Source organism: Arthrobacter sp. B3I9, assembly GCF_030816935.1.
In the GTDB taxonomy this organism is placed as follows: Bacteria; Actinomycetota; Actinomycetes; order Actinomycetales; family Micrococcaceae; genus Arthrobacter.
Window position 1 is genome coordinate 850,311 of the sequence record NZ_JAUSYO010000001.1, and the last position, 18,458, is coordinate 868,768.

Annotated in this window: 15 protein-coding genes; 8 read left to right on the top strand and 7 right to left on the bottom strand. The window is 66.8% G+C overall.

What is annotated here, in order from left to right; translation table 11 throughout:
• The first annotated feature begins 161 nt into the window (after positions 1-161).
• The 4 genes from QFZ65_RS03975 to QFZ65_RS03990 all read left to right on the top strand — a co-directional run bounded on the left by QFZ65_RS03975 (position 162) and on the right by QFZ65_RS03990 (position 5,583).
• The gene (locus tag QFZ65_RS03975) at positions 162-1,514 is read left to right on the top strand and encodes an NAD(P)H-dependent oxidoreductase (protein WP_306908346.1); all 1,353 of its coding nucleotides are present in this window, start codon (positions 162-164) and stop codon (positions 1,512-1,514) included.
• 94 nt (positions 1,515-1,608) lie between these two features.
• Positions 1,609-2,640: a DctP family TRAP transporter solute-binding subunit gene (locus QFZ65_RS03980; protein ID WP_306908348.1), complete on the top strand. Its 1,032-nt coding sequence runs from the start codon at positions 1,609-1,611 to the stop codon at positions 2,638-2,640.
• A gap of 85 nt (positions 2,641-2,725) precedes the next feature.
• A complete protein-coding gene (locus tag QFZ65_RS03985; RefSeq protein ID WP_306908350.1) occupies positions 2,726-4,645 on the top strand; it encodes a TRAP transporter large permease subunit in 1,920 nt (639 codons plus the stop codon).
• 11 nt (positions 4,646-4,656) lie between these two features.
• Positions 4,657-5,583, top strand: a complete 927-nt coding sequence (locus tag QFZ65_RS03990) for an NAD(P)-dependent oxidoreductase (RefSeq protein ID WP_306908352.1) — start codon at positions 4,657-4,659, stop codon at positions 5,581-5,583.
• A 66-nt stretch (positions 5,584-5,649) separates the two neighbouring features.
• On the opposite strand, the gene QFZ65_RS03995 is transcribed toward QFZ65_RS03990, so the two are convergent.
• Genes QFZ65_RS03995 through QFZ65_RS04005 form a run of 3 tightly spaced genes read right to left on the bottom strand, consistent with a single transcriptional unit; the run spans position 5,650 to position 9,854 of the window.
• Entirely contained in the window at positions 5,650-7,170 is a 1,521-nt protein-coding gene (locus QFZ65_RS03995; protein WP_306908353.1) for a carboxyl transferase domain-containing protein, read from the bottom strand.
• A gap of 2 nt (positions 7,171-7,172) precedes the next feature.
• Positions 7,173-8,402 (bottom strand): CaiB/BaiF CoA-transferase family protein, encoded by a 1,230-nt coding sequence (locus QFZ65_RS04000; RefSeq protein WP_306908354.1) that lies wholly within the window; start codon positions 8,400-8,402, stop codon positions 7,173-7,175.
• 51 nt (positions 8,403-8,453) lie between these two features.
• On the bottom strand, positions 8,454-9,854 hold the full coding sequence (locus QFZ65_RS04005) for an SLC13 family permease (protein ID WP_306908355.1): 1,401 nt from the start codon (positions 9,852-9,854) through the stop codon (positions 8,454-8,456).
• A 126-nt stretch (positions 9,855-9,980) separates the two neighbouring features.
• On the opposite strand from QFZ65_RS04005, the gene QFZ65_RS04010 reads away from it, so the two are divergent.
• Genes QFZ65_RS04010 through QFZ65_RS04025 form a run of 4 tightly spaced genes read left to right on the top strand, consistent with a single transcriptional unit; the run spans position 9,981 to position 13,379 of the window.
• On the top strand, positions 9,981-10,688 hold the full coding sequence (locus tag QFZ65_RS04010) for a FadR/GntR family transcriptional regulator (protein ID WP_306908356.1): 708 nt from the start codon (positions 9,981-9,983) through the stop codon (positions 10,686-10,688).
• A 6-nt stretch (positions 10,689-10,694) separates the two neighbouring features.
• On the top strand, positions 10,695-11,513 hold the full coding sequence (modA, locus tag QFZ65_RS04015; RefSeq protein ID WP_306908357.1) for a molybdate ABC transporter substrate-binding protein: 819 nt from the start codon (positions 10,695-10,697) through the stop codon (positions 11,511-11,513).
• A 1-nt stretch (position 11,514) separates the two neighbouring features.
• Positions 11,515-12,333: an ABC transporter permease gene (locus tag QFZ65_RS04020; RefSeq protein ID WP_306908358.1), complete on the top strand. Its 819-nt coding sequence runs from the start codon at positions 11,515-11,517 to the stop codon at positions 12,331-12,333.
• On the top strand, positions 12,330-13,379 hold the full coding sequence (locus QFZ65_RS04025) for a sulfate/molybdate ABC transporter ATP-binding protein (RefSeq protein ID WP_306908359.1): 1,050 nt from the start codon (positions 12,330-12,332) through the stop codon (positions 13,377-13,379). Before QFZ65_RS04020 ends, QFZ65_RS04025 begins: the two co-directional genes overlap by 4 nt.
• Before the next feature lie 5 nt (positions 13,380-13,384).
• On the opposite strand, the gene QFZ65_RS04030 is transcribed toward QFZ65_RS04025, so the two are convergent.
• From QFZ65_RS04030 to QFZ65_RS04040, 4 genes are all read right to left on the bottom strand, one after another.
• The gene (locus QFZ65_RS04030; RefSeq protein ID WP_306908360.1) at positions 13,385-16,051 is read right to left on the bottom strand and encodes a PEP/pyruvate-binding domain-containing protein; all 2,667 of its coding nucleotides are present in this window, start codon (positions 16,049-16,051) and stop codon (positions 13,385-13,387) included.
• A gap of 198 nt (positions 16,052-16,249) precedes the next feature.
• Positions 16,250-16,729, bottom strand: a complete 480-nt coding sequence (locus QFZ65_RS04035) for a DUF5655 domain-containing protein (RefSeq protein ID WP_306908361.1) — start codon at positions 16,727-16,729, stop codon at positions 16,250-16,252.
• Between the two features lie 13 nt (positions 16,730-16,742).
• Entirely contained in the window at positions 16,743-16,979 is a 237-nt protein-coding gene (locus QFZ65_RS19085) for a hypothetical protein (RefSeq protein WP_373427561.1), read from the bottom strand.
• A 10-nt stretch (positions 16,980-16,989) separates the two neighbouring features.
• Entirely contained in the window at positions 16,990-18,318 is a 1,329-nt protein-coding gene (locus QFZ65_RS04040) for an FAD-dependent oxidoreductase (protein WP_306908362.1), read from the bottom strand.
• Positions 18,319-18,458: the final 140 nt, after the last annotated feature.

Sequence of the window (18,458 nt, forward strand, 5' to 3'; positions counted from 1 at the left end):
GTGCTCCTGGTTTCGTTCGTGACTGTTGACACAGCCTAACATCCGCTGGTACAAAAGTGGTACCGGTTCCACTCCGGTCCTAAAACTCCAGTTTGCGACGAAGATGTTGCTCCACCTCCCGGTGGGCTCTCTCGACGCAAACGTCAAGTAGAGAGAACCCCATGAACCTTCACAAGCTCCTCAGTGACCGCGAGCAGCAAGGCCGCCCCGTTCGAGTCGGGCTCATTGGAGCCGGCCGTTACGGAACCATGTATCTGGCGCAGGCCAACAACATCCCGGGCGTCCACGTGGTGGCAATCGCCGACATCAACGTCAAGCGCGCAGAAGGCGCATTCGAACTTGTTGGATGGCCCAAGAACCAGATTGCTCCGGATATCGCTACTGCCCTCAGGGACCGCTCGACGGCGATCGTGGCCAACGCGGACGAGCTCTTCGATGTCGACATCGACGTCATCGTTGAGGCAACGGGCAACCCGATCGTCGGTGTGAAGCACGCGCTGCGGGCGATCGAAACGAAGAAGCACATCATCATGGTCACCGTAGAAGCCGACGCCCTGGCAGGACCGGCCCTGGCCAAGCGCGCAGAAGTCGCTGGTGTTGTCTATTCCATGGCCTACGGCGACCAGCCGGCCCTCATCATGGAGCTCGTCGACTGGGCACGCACCAGCGGCTTCGACGTTGTCTGTGCCGGCAAGGGCGCGAAGTTCCTTGAGCACTACCACGAGATGAACCCGGACAACGTCTGGGAGAACTGGGAGTTTTCCAAGGAGCTCACCGATTCGGGCCAGCTGAACCCGAACATGCATACGTCTTTCCGCGATGGCACCAAGGCTGCCATTGAGATGGCCGCCGTTGCCAACAGCGCCGGGCTGGTACCTTCGGACACCGGGCTGACGTTCACGCCGGGGGATGTCGAGGAAATCGCAACAATCTGCCGCCCGGCCGACGTCGGGGGAGCTCTCGCCCACGAAGGCACCGTCGACGTCATGTCCAGCGTCAAGCGTGACGGCACCTGGATCCCCCACAACACGCAAGAAGGTGTCTTCGTCGTCGTGAAGGCCACGAACGCATACGTTTCCGGCTGCTTCAACGAGTACCCTTGGCACCCGGACCCCACCGGGCAGTACGCCGCGTTGTACCGCCCGTACCACTACGTCGGCCTGGAACTCAACGTGTCCATCGCCAACGCCGCCCTCCGCGGCATCTCCACGGGTTCGCCGATCGGGTTCTTCGGCGACGTTGTCGCGACGGCGAAGAAGGACCTTAAAGCCGGGGAATTCCTCGACGGCGAGGGCGGGTACGCAGTCTGGGGCCAGCTGGTTTCGGCCAAGCACTCGGTCGCAACCGGCGCCCTCCCGGTTGCGCTGGCCCACCACGTGGAACTGCGCAATGACATAGCCAAGGGCGCCATCGTCGGCTGGGACGACGTCGTTATGGACGACTCCCTGGCCCAGGCGCTGGAGGTTCGGCGGGAAACCGAAGCGCTCGTCGCGGAAACCGCAGTCAGCGCCTGACCCCTCCTCGCACCAACCGGGCGCGGCCCTGGACCTCATGCAATGTCGTTCACGCCTCCGGAACCAGACTCCTTCCAATGAAGAAAGGCATCACATGACATCCAAGACCCGCGCCCTCACCGGAGTGCTGGCATGCACCCTTGCCGCCTCAGTCCTCGCCGGATGCGCCTCTGGTGCCCCCGGCGGGGCTGGAGCCCCGCCGGCCAAGATCCAGCTGTCCATTCCGGATCCCCTGACCTCCTCAGTCGGCGTCGCCGCCCAGCACTTCGCCGACCAGGTCAAAACGACATCCAACGGCTCCGTTACGGTCACGGTTGTTCCCAACGGAACAAGCTTCAGCGGAGACCAGAACGCAGCAGTCACCCGGCTGCAGGGAGGTTCCCTTGACGCCCTGATCCTATCCACGTCCGTGTACGCCGCCGTCGTGCCGGAAATGAACGCTATCAGCATCCCCTACATCTTCAAGGACACCACCGAGGAGGCGGCGTTCCTCAGCGGTGAGCCCGGCCAGACCCTGAAGAAGAAGCTGGAAGCGAAGGATACCGTTGCCCTCAGTTTCCTGACCAGGACCGGGCGTGAGATCACCAACTCTGTGCGCCCCATCGAGCAGCCCGCCGACCTCAAGGGCCTGAAGATCCGCGTTCCGGGCAATCCGCTGTGGACCGATTACTTCGGCAAGCTCGGCGCCAGCCCGACCACCATGGCCTTCTCCGAGGTCTTCACCGGCCTGCAGACCGGAACGATCAACGGTCAGGAGAACCCGATCGAGGTGCCCTGGACGAACAAGTTCTCCGAGGTCCAGAAGTACGTGTCGATGACCAACCACATCAACGACGCCTGGGTCCTGGCCCTGTCCTCGAAAAAGTGGGGGACCCTGTCCGATGCCCAGAAGAAGGCCCTCACGGACGCCTCGGCCGAAACTGCGACGTTCAAGACCGGGTACGACGCCGAGCAGTCCAAGAAACAGCTCGACGAGCTCGTCGCCAAGGGCATGAAAGCCAATGAGCTGAGCGCCGCCGGCCTGGAGGAATTCAAAGCGGTCTCCAAGAGCCTCTACCCGGAGTTCTCACAGCTGATCGGCAAGGAATTCTTCGACCAGGCGATCTCCTTCGCCCCTACTAAGTAATCCCGGCAGGCCCGGGGCGCCGGCGGCGCCCCGGGCCTGCCGCAAGGAAACGTCCCCACTCTCAATGTCGACAGTCTGGAAGCCCATGAAACACGTCACTACTCCCGAGGAACTCGAGGAGGTCCTCCCCTCGGACGCGGAAGAGATCCTGCATCACGGCCACATCCCCCCGCGTTGGAGCGGTGCCCTCTGGCTCGACAAGACTCTCGAAGGGGTTGTGGGTGCTGCCATCCTCGCCGAGCTTGTCGTGATCCTGCTCAACATCCTGGTCAGGGTGGTCACCGGAGACTCAGTGCTCTGGACCCAGGAAGTTTCAGAAATCGCGCTGCTGACCATCGCCTTCATCGGCGGTGCCATTGCTTATCCCAAGGGTGCGCACATGTCCGTTCAGGCGCTCGTCATGCGGCTGCCGGCAACCTGGAAGCCTTATCTGGCGGCCCTCGTGGACTGCCTTGTCCTGGTCATGGGAGCCGGTGCCTTCGCCCTTTTCGTTCCCACCTTGGTCCAGCAGATCGAGGAAAAGACCCCTATCCTGCAGCTCCCCGTTTTCTGGGTGTCGCTGCCCTTCTCCATCGGCATGGTCCTCATCGCCTGGTTCGCCCTCCTGAAGCTGTGGCGCCAGGAGCGGCGCCCGGTCATTACGGCAGCGGGCATCACCGCAGTGTTGATTGTCCTCATCCTCGTGGTCCAGCCGCTTTTCTACTACGCCTCACCGAACGTCCTTCTCGCCGTCGTCCTTCTGCTGCTGTTCATGCTGCTGTTCCTGGGCTTGCCCATCGCCTTCGTTCTGGCGCTGGCCTCCGGAATCTACCTCTACTTGGGCGGCATCGCCGAAGTCAGCGCCATACCCATCGGAATGGCATCGGGGGCAAAGGGTTTCGTCCTTCTGGCCATCCCGTTCTTCATTCTCGCCGGAACGGTCATGAACTCGGCCGGGCTGACGCTCCCGCTGGCCAAGCTGGTTGACGCGCTGATCGGGCACCTGCGTGGCGGCCTGCTCCAGGTGGTCGTCGTGACGATGTACATCTTCTCCGGCATCTCCGGCTCGAAAGTCGCGGATGTGGCGGCGGTGGGAACCACGATGCGCGGCATGCTCGAGGAGCGGAAGTACCCCCGCGGGGAAGTCGTGGCCGTCCTGTCGGCCTCGGCCATCATGGGCGAAACCATTCCTCCGAGCATCGTGCTGCTCATCCTCGGGTCAATTACCACCATCTCCACCACTACCCTCTTCCTGGCGGGCTTCGTCCCCGCAGCCTTCCTCGCCTTGGTGGTCATGGCGCTCGTCTTCCTCCGCGCCCGGAAACAGGGCGGCATCGCCAGCCCGAAGGCCACCTGGCGGGCCCGGGGATCGGCAACGTTCTTCGCCATCCCCACCCTGCTGCTGCCCGTCGGCATGGTGGTCGGCATTCTGAGCGGCTTCGCGACCCCCACCGAAGTGTCCTCCGTGGCCGTCGCCTACGCCTTCGTCCTGGCCGCCGCGTACCGCCGTGGAAGCAAACGCCTGCTTGGGGACACGCTGCGGGAGACTACGACGACGGCGGGAATGGTGCTGTTCATCATCGCAGCAGCCTCCCCGCTCGCCCAGACCCTGGCCCTGGCCGGCGTCTCCCAGCAGATCCACGACCTGATGTCAGGGCTGGGCGACTCGCCGCTGCTGTTCATGCTCTTCACGGTGGTGCTGCTGATCATCATGGGACAGCTGCTCGAGGGCCTCCCGGCAGTGTTGATCTTCGCACCGCTGCTGCTTCCGATCGCCGTCGACTTCGGCGTCAACCCGGTGCAGTACGCCATGGTCCTGATCATCTCCATGGGAATCGGGTCGTTCGCGCCCCCGGCCGGCGTCGGGTTCTACGTGGCCTGCGCAACCGGTCACGAGACCGTGGAAAAGAGCCTCAAACACTTCTGGCCCTATCTCATTGCCGTGTTCCTTGGGCTGCTTGTCCTTGCAGCCGTGCCGTGGTTCAGCACCTTCCTGCCGGCCCTCGCCGGACTGATCCCCTTCTAGGCCATACGAAAATGTCGATATCTGAGAATCAGACGCTGCCCGGCTTCGCTGGGTCCGTTGCCCTCCTGGGCACCGGACCCATGGGGGCCCCGATCGCCCGCAACATCCTTGCCGGCGGTGTTCCCCTCACCCTCTGGAACCGCACGCCCGAAAAGGCGCACGCGGTCGGCGGTGGTACCGTCGCGGCTGCCCCGGCCGGTGCAGCAAGCGACGTGGTGCTGACGGTACTGCCCGACCTGCCCCAGGTGGCAGCCCTGCTTCCCGGCGAGAACGGCCTGCTGGCGGGATGGAAGAGCGCCGGGATAGACCATCCAATCCTCGTGATTCACGGGACCGTTTCTCCCGTGGCGGTCGCAGAGTTCGCCGAGGACTGCCGGCGCCGCTGGGGGCTGACGGTTCTGGACGCACCCCTCAGCGGCGGCACGATAGGCGCCGAGGAACGCCGGCTGAGCATCATGGTCGGCGGCCCTTCCAACGCTGTGGAACACGTCAGGCCGCTCTTCGAGCTGTACGGCTCGACAGTGGTGTGGTTCGGCGAGACCGGTGCGGGTTCGACTGTGAAGGCATGCAATCAGATCGTCGTCGCAGCCACAGTTACGGCCCTGGCCGAGGCGATGGCCCTGGCAAGCACCGCCGGACTCGACCTGGAGAAAGTGCAGTCCGTCCTTGCCGGTGGCCTGGCTAAATCGGAAGTCCTCACCCAGAAAGGGCGACGATGGATGGATCAGGACTTCGAGGGGGGCGGGTCCGCAAAAAATCAGCTCAAGGACCTCCGGTTCATCACCGACCTCGCCAGGCACACGGGACTGAAACTCCCCGTGGCCACCTGCCTGCAAAGCGCTTTTGAGGACATGATCGCAGCCGGTGACGGCGACCTGGACCACACCGGCATCTACCGCACCATCCTGGAGCAGAGCACCAAACCGGCGCCGCGGTAGAAACGCGGGGAAGGGTCATCCGACGCGGATGGCGCGGGGCACCGGCTCCTGGCCGTCGCCCCGCGGTCACGCAGTGGCCGGGATCCGGCCCAGGCGGTGGTACTTGTCGAGTCGGCGCGGGAGCAGGCCGCTGATGTCCGCCGAGGAGAGCTCGGCCAGCTCATATTCGATGGCCTGCGCCAGGCGCTGGCAGAACGCCCTGCCCTCGAGCGCGGCATCGGTGCGCTCGTCCACGATGTGTTCCACGAGTCCGTTTGCGTACAGGGACGCCACGTTGACGCCCTGGGCCTCGGACATGGCCGGGGCGAAATCCGGGCTCCGGTGCACGATGGCGCTGGCGCCCTCCGGCGGAAGTGGGGACAGCCACGCGTGCTGTGCGGCGATGGTGCGGTCCGCGGGCAAGAGGGCCAGGGCGCCGCCGCCGGCCCCCTGTCCGAGCAGCACCGACACTGTCGGCGTCTGCAGCCCGATCAGATCGTGCAGGGAGCGGGCGATCTCACCGGCCAGCCCGCCTTCCTCGGCCTCCTTGGACAGCGCGGCGCCGCCGGTATCGATGACCGTGAGCAGCGGCAGGACAAGTTCCTCGGCCAGCCGCATGCCCCGCCGCGCTTCGCGGAGCGACGCCGGTCCCATCGCGGTCTGCTGCGAGGGCCGGGGCCTGGTGTGGCCGATGACCACGCAGGACTTCTGGCCGAAGCGCGCCAACGCCAGCTGCAGTCCCGGGTCCTTTTCGCCCTGGCCGGTGCCGTTGAGCGGAAGCACGTCACGGGCGCCGGCAGCGAGCAGCTGCCGCAGGTCCGGCCGCCGCGGGTTCCGGGAGATCTCGATGGATTCCCAGGCGCCGGCGTCGGACGGTTTAACGGACAGGGTGCGCGGCGGGCTGACCCGCGGATTCGGGCCGGTGACCAGAATGCTGAGGGCGCGGTCGACGACGTCGGACAGCTGCCAGGGCGGGACGACGGCGTCAATGAGCCCCTTGTCGAAGAGATTCTCGGCGACCTGGACGCCTTCCGGGAACGGGGCGCCATGCAGCGCCTCGTAGACGCGTGGCCCGAGGAAGCCGAGCAGGGCACCTGGCTCGGCCACCGTGATGTGCCCGAGGGAACCCCAGGAGGCCATCACGCCGCCGGTGGTGGGGTGCCGAAGGTACACGAGGTACGGCAGCCCGGCCTGGCGGTGGGACCGGACGGCCGCGCTGATTTTCACCATGGACAGGAAGGCGATGGTGCCCTCCTGCATGCGCGTGCCGCCGGAGGCGGGGCCGGCCAGGAGCGGCAGCCCTTCCCGGGTGGCCCGCTCGACGGCGCTGGTGATCCGTTCCGCTGCAGCGAGGCCGATGGAGCCGGCGAGAAAGCGGAATTCGCTGACAATGACGGCGACACGGCGGCCGCGGATGAGTCCTTCGCCGGTGAGGACGGATTCGTCGACGCCGGTCTTCTCGCGGGCGGCCGCAAGCTCCGAGCGGTACTCGGGGCCCGGATTGGGGTCCGTCACGGGAAGGTCCCAGCTCCGGTAGGAGCCGGGGTCCAGCGCGGCGGCAATGAGCTCCGCCGCATCCAGGTGCCGGACCCTCTGTTCTGCCGGCACGGTCAGTTCCCTTCCCCGGCAGCGGCGGCATCGGCCGGAACAAGGCCGAGCCATTGCCTGATCTGTTCGCCGTTCTGGTCCAGCAGCGGCGGTGCCATGTGGGTCTTGAGTGTGGTTTCCGCGGTGTCCGCGGCGCTGAAGAAGCGCAACGGCGGTCCGGGCAGGGTGACGTTGCCGAGGATTTTGTGGTCGACGTCGATCATGAGGCCTTGCGAGTGGACCTGTTCCCATTTGTAGACCTCGTCCAGGCTGCGGACCTTGCCTGCGGGGATTCCGGCCTGATTAAGCTTGGCGAGCAGGGGCTCGGCCTCGTAGTCGGCGAATACGCGTTCCACTTCTTCGACGACTTTTTCCCGGTTCCGGACGCGCTCCGCGTTGGAAGCAAATTCCGGGCGGTCCGCGTCAATGCCGAAGGCAGAAGCGAACGTATGCCAGAGCTTCTCGCTGCCCACACTGATCTGCACCCGACCCTGCCGGCAGTGGAACAGGCCGTAGGGCGCGATGGACGGGTGGTGGTTTCCCTGTGCCTGGGGCACCTCGCCGGCCACTGTGGCCCGCGTGCCTTGGAACGCGTGCACCCCGATTATTGCGGCCAACAGCGAGGTGCGCACGATCTGTCCCTGGCCGGTCCGTTCGCGTTGCAGCAGCGCCGCGAGCGTGCCGAACGCCCCGTACATCCCGGAGAGCAGGTCGGCGATGGGCACGCCCACTCGCTGCGGATCGTCCGGCCCGGAACCGGTCAGGGACATCAGCCCCGCCTCACCCTGCAGGATCTGGTCGTATCCGCTCCGCCCGGACTCGGGCCCGTCGTGCCCGAGCCCGGTAATCGACAGGACCACCAGTGAGGGATTCAGGGCATGCATGTCCTCGGGTGAGAACCCCAGCCGGTCAAGGACGCCGGGGCGGAAGTTCTCGATGACGACGTCGGCGCGCTCCAGCAGCTCGCGCAACACGGTGCGCCCGTCGTCGCTCTTCAGGTCCAGGGCGATGGACTCCTTGTTGCGGTTGCAGGACAGGAAGTATGTGGCCTGCGGATCGTCCTCGGGTCCAACGAACGGCGGCCCCCAGCCGCGGGTATCGTCGCCGGAGCCGGGGTTCTCCACCTTGATGACACGTGCGCCGAGGTCCGCCAGCATCATCCCGGCGTGCGGGCCGGCGAGGGCCCGGCTCAGATCGACCACGAGGTAGCCCACGAGCGGGCCTTCAGTATTGACAGTGGGTGCGGTGCTCATAAGGGTGTTCCTTCGTTGGTTCTGGGCTGCGGAGCGGGGTGGACGGGCGGACTACATCCAGCCCGGGACAACCATGACCAGCCAGGCGATAACGGGTCCGGCCACGACGACGAGGCCGCTGTAGGCGAGAATCTGCTTGTAGAACCTGTCCTTGTCCACGTCTTCAGGAGCGTTGGCGAGCACCAGGGCGCCGTTGGTGGAGAAGGGCGATACGTCGACGATCGTGGCGGAGACTGCCAGGGCGGCGATAACCCCGACGGCGCCGACCTCCCCGGAGGCCAGGAACGGCACGGCCAGCGGGATCAGGGCGGCGAGGATTGCCGTGGAGGACGCAAAGGCGGATACCACGGCGCCGATGTAGCAGATCAGCAGGGCGGCCAGAAGCGGCATGCCCATGTGCGCCACGCCGTCGGACACGAACTTGATGGTGCCCGCTTCTTCGAGGACGCCCACGAAGGTGAGCATGCCGCAGATGAGCAGGACGGTGGACCAGCTGATCTTGTTCACGGCGCCCTTCTGGGCCGCGGGGGACACCAGCGCCAGGATGATGGCGATGGTGATGGAGACAAAGCCGACATCCACTTTGAAGCCGAGGGAAATGACGGCGAGGGCGATCAGGCCCAGGATGGTGACCAGCTGCGGCACGGTGGCGCGGGCGCCGTTGGATGCGTCCGCGCCGGCGGAACCGGCTACAGCGGAACCCGAGGTCCCCTTGGCCGAGACGCCGGCGGGGGAGATGTCGGAACCCGAGCCCCGCAGGGTGGCGCCGGAGGTAGAGGCACGGGCGCCTACGCTGACGGCCATCCGGGTTTCCGCAGCCTGCTCCACCAGCCGGCCGGCCTTTGTGGAGCGGAACCGGTTGCCACCCAGGACGATGGACAACACCACCGCAATGGCGAGGTTGAAGATGAAGCTTGCCAGGAAGATTGCGATAGGGCTGGCTTCCAGATCCGTTTTGGCGATGATGCCGTTGACCGTGACGCCGTAGACGGCGATGGGGGAGAAGCCGCCGGCCTGCGCACCATGGATGACCATCATGCCCATCATGAGCGGGTTGATTTTGTGCTTGGCGGCGAAGCTCAGCGCGATGGGGGCGATGATCGCGACGGCGGCCGGAGAGAGGGCGCCGACGGCGGTGATCACGGCGGTGATGGTGAACATGACCCACGGGATGAGGGCCACCTTGCTGCCCACCATCCGGACGGCGCCTCTGACCAGGAGGTCAATGGTGCCGTTGTTCTGTGCGATGGCGAACAGGTACGTGACCCCGACGATGGTCAGGAACAGGCCGCCGGGGAAGTTGGCGAGGATGTCGTTGGTGGACATCCCCAGTACGACTGAGCCCAGCAGGAATGCCCCTACGAAGGCCAGGGCGCCCATGTTGAGGGGCAACACCGTGGCCAGGAGGAACATCACCGCCAGGATGATGATGGACAGGACGGGAGCGGACATCTTTGTTCCTCCGGATCAGAGTGCTGGTGTGAAGTGGCCCACTGGCCTAGCCTCCTAGACACTAGGTCTCCATGTCAATAGTTCTCGGGTAGTCTTGGTGCCGACGGCCTTGCCGAAAGGAAGCGCATGCCCAAGCGGTCAGCAACGCCCCAGATTTCCCGCGTTTCGCGGCCCCGGCTCTATGAACAGCTTGTCGAGCAGCTCATGGACTATATCGAGGCTGCCCAGCTGGGCCCTGGGGATACGTTGCCCGCCGAGCGTGAGCTTGCCGAGCGGCTTGGCGTATCGCGCGCCACCCTTGCCCAGGCCCTGGTGGCGCTGGAAGTCCTCGGCGTGATCGATGTCCAGCACGGCACGGGCGCGGTGCTGGTGTACCGGCCGAACGTTCCTTCCGTAATCAAGGGCCTGCGCGAGCACCGCAGCAGGCTGCCGGAGATCGTTGAGGCCCGGAGCACCCTCGAGGTAAAGCTTGCCGAGCTGGCCGCGGAGAGGCGCAGCGATGAGGACATGAAGGCCATCGACCACGCACTGGACGTGATGGCGGAAGAAGTCGCGTCCGGCGCCAAGGGCGCGCGGGGCGACGAGCTCTTCCACCAGGCCGTGACCGGAGCGGCGCACTCGGCAGTGCTCGCCCAGCTGATGACGTTCATTGCGGGCATGATCCTGGAGACGCGCCTCGAATCGCTGGGACAGCCCGGCCGGCCGGAGCAGTCGCTGGCATCGCACCGGAAAATCGCCGACGCAATCCGGGCGGGCGACTCCCGGGCAGCGGCGGCAGCGATGCTGGAGCACATCGACCTCGTTTCCGATGTGGCACTGCTGAAGAACGGCTGAAGGATCATGGCCACCACCGTGACCAGACACATCACCGCGCTGGCTGCGGCCTGTGTCCTTGCCGCAGGTTCGTCCGGCTGCGCCGCGGGACCGGGCGCCACCGGGGCCGCCTCCACCGCCGGCGCGGGAGCCGGCGGGACCACCAGGCTTTCCGGAACGGTCACCGTCTTCGCCGCGGCCTCGCTTAAATCGACCTTCACAAACCTGGCCCGCGACTTCGAAGCGAAGAACCCCGGCACCAAGGTCACGCTGAATTTCGCAGGCTCCTCGGACCTGGCCACCCAGATCACCCAGGGCGCCCCGGCTGATGTCTTCGCCGCCGCGGACGCCAGGAACATGGCCAAACTCACCGGCGAGGGACTGGTCGACGGCGCCCCGGCCACCTTCGCCACGAACGCTCTGGAGATAGCGGTGCCGCCGTCCAATCCGGCGTCCATCGGCTCGTTCGCCGACCTGGCCAAGCCAGGCGTGAAGCTGGTCATCTGCGCGCCCCAGGTTCCCTGCGGCGCCGCAACCGGCGCTGTGGAAAAAGCCACCGGCACCACCCTGGCCCCGGTCAGCGAGGAATCTTCCGTCACGGATGTCCTGGGCAAGGTCACCGCCGGTGAAGCCGACGCCGGACTTGTCTACGTCACGGACATCAAGGCCGCCGCCGGCACGGTCAAAGGCATTCCCTTCGCCGAGTCGGACGCGGTGGTGAATACGTACCCGATCGCCACCGTCGGCACGAGCAAGAACAAGGACCTGGCCCGCGCTTTCATCGCCACCGTCACCGGCAGCGAGGGCAAAAAGGTCCTCAGCGACGCCGGATTCGGCACGCCTTAGGATGGACCGACGAAGCAACGGCTACACCGGCATCCCGCCGTGGATCTACGCCATCGCGGCGGCGGGAGCGGTGCTCATCCTTCTGCCGCTGGTGGCCATGGCAGCCAAAGTAAGCTGGCCGCAGTTCATCCCGCTGATCACCTCCGAGTCTTCGCTGACCGCCCTCGGACTGAGCCTGCGCACATCCGCAGCCAGCACCGCCTTCTGCGTGGTCCTCGGCGTGCCCCTGGCCCTCGTACTTGCCCGAAGCCGGTTTCCCGGCCAGCGGCTTCTCCGCGCCCTCGTCCTGCTGCCCCTCGTCCTGCCTCCCGTGGTCGGAGGCATTGCCCTGCTCTACACCTTCGGACGCCAGGGGCTCCTGGGCAAAAGCCTCGAGCTGGCCGGAATCCAGATCGCCTTTTCCACCACGGCCGTGGTCCTTGCCCAGACATTCGTGGCCCTGCCGTTCCTGGTGGTCAGCCTGGAAGGCGCCCTTCGCACCGCCGGCAACAGATACGAGGCTGTTGCCGCAACACTGGGGGCCCGGCCCAGCACCGTCCTGCGCCGGGTGACTCTCCCGCTTGTCCTGCCCGGTTTGGCGTCCGGAGCCGTGTTGTCCTTCGCACGCAGCCTGGGTGAGTTCGGTGCCACCCTGACCTTCGCCGGCAGCCTGCAGGGCGTCACCCGTACCCTCCCGCTGGAGATTTACCTGCAGCGCGAAACCGACGCTGACGCCGCCGTCGCGCTTTCCCTCCTGCTTGTCGCCGTGGCGGTTGCCGTCGTCGGCCTCTCCTTCCGGCGCGCCGGCACCGCCGCAGCACCGGAGAGGATATCCCCGTGACCTTCCAGCTGGACGCCGTGCTGGCCGCACGCGGCTTCGAGGTCTCACTCAGCCTGGGCCCGGCGGAGACCATCGCCATCCTCGGCCCGAACGGGGCCGGGAAATCAACACTGCTCTCGGTCATCTCCGGGCTGCTGCGTCCCGACTCGGGCAAGGCCATGCTCGGAGGCCGGGTCCTCTTCGACCTGGCGGCCGGCAGGCACCTCTGGAGCGCCCCGCACACCAGGGGCACGGCGCTCCTGGCGCAGGAGGCACTCCTCTTTCCGCACCTGAGTGCCCTGGACAACGTCGCGTTCGGACCCCGCAGCGCCGGTGCGTCGAGCACCGCGGCCCGGGCGACGGCCATGCGCTGGCTGACGGAAGTCGACGCCGCCGACCTTGCCCCGCGGCGTCCCGCCCAGCTCTCCGGCGGGCAGGCCCAGCGGGTGGCCGTGGCCCGCGCCCTCGCCGCCGACCCGGATCTGCTGCTGCTCGACGAACCCATGGCCGCCCTCGACATCCACGCAGCCCCGTTGCTCCGGCGGCTCCTCAAACGCGTCCTGGCCGGCCGCAGGGCCATCATCATCACCCACGACATCCTGGATGCCCTCATGCTGGCCGACAGGGTGATCGTCCTTGAGGAGGGCCGGATCAGCGAGTCGGGCCCCACCCGGGAAGTACTTGAAAAGCCACGCAGCAGGTTCGCCGCCGGCCTGGCCGGGCTGAACCTCGTGGCCGGCACCCTCGGCAGCGCGGGCATCACCACACCGCAGGGAATGGTGGTCGCGGGCCACCACGACGGCAGCATCGAGCCCGGGCAGGACGGCGTAGCGGTCTTTCCGCCCTCGGCAGTATCCGTGTTTCTCAGCGAAGAGCACGGCAGCCCGCGGAACTCGTTCCGGGTGACCCTTACAGACCTAGAGCCGCATGGCGACCAGATCCGTGTCCATGCCGGCGGCCTCTTCGCTGACATCACTCCGGCCGCGTCGGCCGACCTCGGCCTCGTGCCCGGAATGCCCGCCTACTTCGTGGTCAAGGCCGCCGCCGTCGCCATCCATCCGGCCTAGACAGGTCAGGAGGCCGGCGTAGCGGGTGGATGCTCGATGGTGACGGTGCCGGCGTCGCCGTCGACGCGGATCTGCTGGCCGCTGGCAAGCCGCTGGGTGGCGACGCCGGTGCCAAGCACGGCCGGGATGCCGTACTCGCGGGCCACGATCGAGCTGTGGCTCAGCGGCCCGCCGACGTCGGTCACCACGGCGGAGGCCATGGCGAACAGTGACGTCCACGCGGGAGTGGTGATGCGGGCTACCAGGACGTCCCCGGGCACCATCTGGTCGAAATCCTGGGGCCCGGCCAGGACGCGGGCGGGAGCAGTGACCCGGCCCGAACTGGCGCCGGTGCCCTTGATGATGTCACCGGGCTGGCCCTGCGAGCGGGCGGGCATCCACTTCCCGAAGATGCGCTCCATCCACCGGCTTTCAGGCAGCAGCTGCGGGGCGGCAGCCTTGGCCTGCCCCCGCCACAGCATCTTGCGCTCCTCCACGGTGGCGGCGCGCACGGGGCGGTCCGCACCCGCGATGGCCACGGCTGACGGAGCGCCCGGAGAGGCGAGGCCGAACTCGACGGCGCTCCGCAGCTCCTGGAAGCGCAGCCAGAACACGTCGGCGGGATCGGCGAGAACTCCCGAGCCAACCAGCCGGTGTCCGAGTTCGAGCAGCATCCGCCGCAGCAGCGGCCAGGCGAGTCCGACGTCGGCCAGCGCATCTTCGCGGATGGGCGCGGTGCTCTGCGCCCACCGGAGCAAACGGAGGAACGCGGCGCGGCGGCGCGGACCGAGCCGGGAAGTCATCTGAATGGTCAGGTCTTCCCGGCGTTCGGAGGAGAGCCGCTGCCGCTCGTGCGGGTCCGTGCCCTGCCCCCGCAAGTAGAACTTCACCGTCTCCAGCAGGGCGGACGGATCGTCGGCCGGCACTGGGACGGCGAAATCGAGGTTGTAGACCGCGTGGCCGAAGAGGTCCAGATGCTCCTGGAAGGCGAAACGCCACTCCTGCCAAAGGACGGTGTCCACACCCGGGGGCGGGGAGCCGGTGCGCTGGCATTCGGTGAGCGCCGCCGTCGGCGTATTCAATAGCGCCGATGACAGGCCGGGATCGCTGCGGGCCCAGCCAGCCAGGTCATAGAGCGACTTCTCGGCCCGGATGGGGGCGCTGTCGTAGCCGAGGAGGAACGTCTGCGCGGGGGGATCCCCGTCCCGCCGGACGAGCTTGTCGTAGAACGCCCGGAATGTGATTTCGCTGGTGGCCGCGAGCGGAATGATCGACTGCACGGCGGTGTAATACACGGTGCCGGCGTCCAGCAGCGCCTGGACTCCTTCCAGCAAGTCCTCACCGGGCAGCTCCGGGACGGGTTTCGCCTGCCAGTCCTTGATCACCCGTTCGTAGCGGGGGTGCGAATACTCGCGCCAGCCGGCCACTCCCATGTTGGCCTTGCCGCGGGCCAGCGCCATCATGGCAGTCGGCGACTTGGCCATCATGCGCCACATTCCGGAGGTGCGGTAGTAGTAATAGGCGTAGCCGTTGACGGTGGGCAGTCCGACGTCGTCTTCGCGGATGATGTTCTTGCCGACGGCCTCGGCCATCAAGGCTCGCAGCGACCGGTTTACCGAGCCGTCGATCAGGTCGGCAAACAGCGGTGAGAGCGGGTCGGGCAGCTGTTCCACAATACTGGCCCGGAAGTAGAGCCCGTTCGGATAGGGCACGGGCCAGGTGTCCGGGGTGTCGGCCGCAGGTTCGGGAAGCGCCGTGATGGGCCGGGATTGCAGGATGAAGAACCGGCCAGCGTCCCGTGCCCATTCGATGTCCTGCGGAGCCCCGAAATGATCAGCGATCCGCTTCCCGTAGCTGGCAAGCTCGGCGGCAGCCGGGTCATCCAGTACGGGCTGATGCCGCCGCGCCGGCGGCACCGGCTGCTCCCGGGTGCCGCGCTCCGCGTAGACCGTCATGACCTCCTTGTCCGCGGTCCGGCGCGACAGGACCCGGCCGGACGCCCCCTCGACGACGAGGTCATCCGTGCTCACGGTTCCGCCCACCACGGACTCGCCCAGGCCCCACGCCGCGCTGATCACGATCTGGTCCCGATGCCCGTTCGCCGGATTGGCAGTGAACATCACCCCGGCGGCCTCGGCCTGGACCATCCGCTGGATCACAACCGCGAGGCGCACGTCATCCGGGCCGATGCCTTCGCGAGCACGGTAGGCCATGGCACGGGCCGTCCACAGGGAAGCCCAGCAATCGGTCACGGCCGCGGCCAAAGCCTCCGTCCCGCGGACGTTCAGGTACGTTTCCTGTTGCCCGGCGAAGCTGGCCGAGGCGAGGTCCTCCGCGGTGGCGGACGAACGCACCGCCACCGCCGTGTCACCGCTGCCGAGCTGCCCGTAGGCGGCACCGAGTTCGGACGCAACCGCGGCCGGCATGATGCCCCCGGCGAACAAAGCGCGGATCCGCTCCGAGGCGTCGTCGTAGTCCTGGGGAGAGGCCTGGGCCGGGAGTGCCGCCAGTTCGCGGATGCCGGCCCCGAGGTGATTGGCGTCCACAAACTCCGCATAGGCTTCGGTGCCCAGTACAAAGCCCGGGGGAACGGGCAGCCCGGCCTGAACGACGCCGGCCAGGCCGACTGCCTTGCCCCCGGCGATGCCGACGTCGCCTGGCCCCACATCGGCCAAGGTGTAGATGTAGGTCATGACCGTGCGTCCCTTCCCTCCGGAGCCTGGCCGCCTTTATTGCCTCTGACTCGCAACATACTGGCACTGCTGCAGGCGGGAGGCCAGAGCTGTGCCGGCCGGATAGTTTGCGGCCGCGTCCCTGAAACGCCGTCACGGATTAGGCGTCAGGAACACCAGGACGAGGGGCGCCGAGGTCGGCCGAACCCGCCAGGAACCTCAGGCGGTGTGGGCGTATCCTTCACGGATCCAGGTGAGCAGTTCGGCGTCGATCTCTGCGGGGTTCTTCAGGATCACTTCGTTGTGCCAACGGTTGGCCGACACACGCTCAGCGCGGTGAATCCGTGCCGATTCGAGTTCCCTGGTCAGAACAATGTTGATCAGGATCCCGCCACGGCGGGGATGGACACCGAGAAACGCTCGTCCGTGAGCAATGTGGAATGACGACGCGTTCTCCTGCAGCTCACACCCGTCCAGCTCAAATACCTTGTCCATAAGCGAGCTGTAAACGCGGGACGAAATTGGATCACTATCAATGCGTTCTCTTGCCGTGCGAGCCATCCAGCCAGCATAAGGCAGAGCGATACAGCGCTCTTCCTCAGTCGAAAGGTATGTCCCTGAGTCTTGAAACGCTATGGATACCGTGACAGTCGCGCTTCGAGACCCTCTTCGGGTGGATGGCTGTCCAACATATGCCATTCACCTGAGAGCACTAGAAAGATCTCCAAATCTGGCCTCTCGAGGGCGGCGAAAATAATCCGTCAATAAACACCGCCTGAGTCCTGGTAAGCCGTTCCTGGGCCTTTGATATAGGCACGGGCAGGGCCAGCGGGGCCCGGCCGGAAAGGCTTTCCAAAAGTGCGTGGAGGTGGGCTGGCAGATGCGGTGGGCTGGTGATCTTGGCTGTCCGTGCGAGGGCGGTGTAGGACCCAAAGACGTAGCGTTCCACGGTTTCGGGGTTAGTTGATGCCGGAGCGGCCGTGCGCCAGGCCTGTTGGGAAGCCGACCAGCACGGGTTCGGGGACGTCGCAGCTGGTGCCGGCGTCGGTGGAGCAGACGCCGGTTTCGGGGAGCTCAAGCTGCACGGTGTCCGCGGCTTCGCGGTCCCCGGCCAGGGCGGCGACGACGGAGCGGACCTGTTCGTAGCCGGTGGCCAGCAGGAACGTAGGTGCGCGGCCGTAGGATTTCATGCCCACGATGTAGAAGTCTTTGTCCGGGTGGGCCAGGAGCTGAGCACCGTGGGGCGGGACGGTGCCGCAGGAGTGGAACTCCGGATCGATCAGGGGGCCCAGTTCCATGGGTGCTTCGACGGCGGGGTCGAGGTTGAGCCGGAGTTCGCGCAGTATCTCCAGGTCCGGGCGGAAGCCGGTGCAGGGGACGATGACGTCAGCCTCGAGAGTCCGGCCGTCGACGGCTTTGACGCTCAGATGGGAGTCGAGGTTCTTGAGGGCGCTGATGCCGAAGCTGGTGTGCAGTTCGATTTTGCCTGCGTCGACCAGCCGCCTGACCCGGGAGCCGAGCTGGCCGCGCGCGGGGAGCCCGTCCGCGTCGCCGCCGCCGTAGACCTTCTCGGCAGACGGGCCACGGACCGCCCACAGGATCCGGGTGTTCGGCTCTTCCTTGGCGAGTTCGGCAAGGTTGATGAGGGTGCTGGCCGCTGAGTGGCCGGCGCCGACCACCAGGACGCGGCGACCGGCGAAGGTTGCCCGGTCGCGTCCGGTGACGTCCGGCAGCGGCGCGGAGATCCGGCCCGCTGCCGCGTCTTCCCCAAGCGCGGGCAGGCCGGAGGTGCCCAGCGGGTTGCGGTTGGACCAGGTGCCGGAGGCATCAATGACTGCGGCGACGATGTGGTCGCGGGTTTCACCGTCGGCGTGCTTGACCCTGACGGTGAAGGGTGCGGTGCCGCGGTCTTTGATGTGGGTTTTGTCCATGCCCTGACGGGTGACGGCCACGACGCGGGCTCCGGTCTGGAGTCGCTGTGCTATCTGCGGGAGCGAGGCCAGGGGCGCGAGGTAGTTATCAATCAGCTCCCCGCCGTACGGGAGTGCGGTGGGCCGGGGTGATTGCCAGCCGGTGGCTTCGAGGAGGCGGACGGCGGCGGCGTCAAGGTTGAAGCGCCAGGGTGAGAACAGCCGGATGTGACGCCACTGCTCGATGGCTGCTGCGGCCGCAGGGCCCGCTTCGAAGACCAGCGGTTCAAGTCCGCGTTCGAGCAGGTGGGCCGCGGCCGCCAGGCCCACGGGGCCGGCACCGATCACTGCAACAGGAAGGCTTTTCGCTGATTCCATGCTGTCCTCTTCTCTCTCCAGGTTGTTAGTGAGTGGGCGCCTGCCGGTCCCCTTGGGGTCCGGCAGGCGGCGGAGGCTAGCAGCAGTCCTCGTCGTCGCAGCAGTCGTTGTCGCCGCAGCATCCTGTCGTCATTGCGCTC

Coding starts and splice junctions, on each gene's coding strand:
- QFZ65_RS03975 (WP_306908346.1), top strand. CDS start 162: ATGAACCTTCACAAGCTCCTCAGTGACCGCGAGCAGCAAGGCCGCCCC.
- QFZ65_RS03980 (WP_306908348.1), top strand. CDS start 1,609: ATGACATCCAAGACCCGCGCCCTCACCGGAGTGCTGGCATGCACCCTT.
- QFZ65_RS03985 (WP_306908350.1), top strand. CDS start 2,726: ATGAAACACGTCACTACTCCCGAGGAACTCGAGGAGGTCCTCCCCTCG.
- QFZ65_RS03990 (WP_306908352.1), top strand. CDS start 4,657: ATGTCGATATCTGAGAATCAGACGCTGCCCGGCTTCGCTGGGTCCGTT.
- QFZ65_RS04000 (WP_306908354.1), bottom strand. CDS start 8,402: ATGAGCACCGCACCCACTGTCAATACTGAAGGCCCGCTCGTGGGCTAC.
- QFZ65_RS04005 (WP_306908355.1), bottom strand. CDS start 9,854: ATGTCCGCTCCCGTCCTGTCCATCATCATCCTGGCGGTGATGTTCCTC.
- QFZ65_RS04010 (WP_306908356.1), top strand. CDS start 9,981: ATGCCCAAGCGGTCAGCAACGCCCCAGATTTCCCGCGTTTCGCGGCCC.
- modA (WP_306908357.1), top strand. CDS start 10,695: ATGGCCACCACCGTGACCAGACACATCACCGCGCTGGCTGCGGCCTGT.
- QFZ65_RS04020 (WP_306908358.1), top strand. CDS start 11,515: ATGGACCGACGAAGCAACGGCTACACCGGCATCCCGCCGTGGATCTAC.
- QFZ65_RS04030 (WP_306908360.1), bottom strand. CDS start 16,051: ATGACCTACATCTACACCTTGGCCGATGTGGGGCCAGGCGACGTCGGC.
- QFZ65_RS04035 (WP_306908361.1), bottom strand. CDS start 16,729: ATGGCATATGTTGGACAGCCATCCACCCGAAGAGGGTCTCGAAGCGCG.
- QFZ65_RS04040 (WP_306908362.1), bottom strand. CDS start 18,318: ATGGAATCAGCGAAAAGCCTTCCTGTTGCAGTGATCGGTGCCGGCCCC.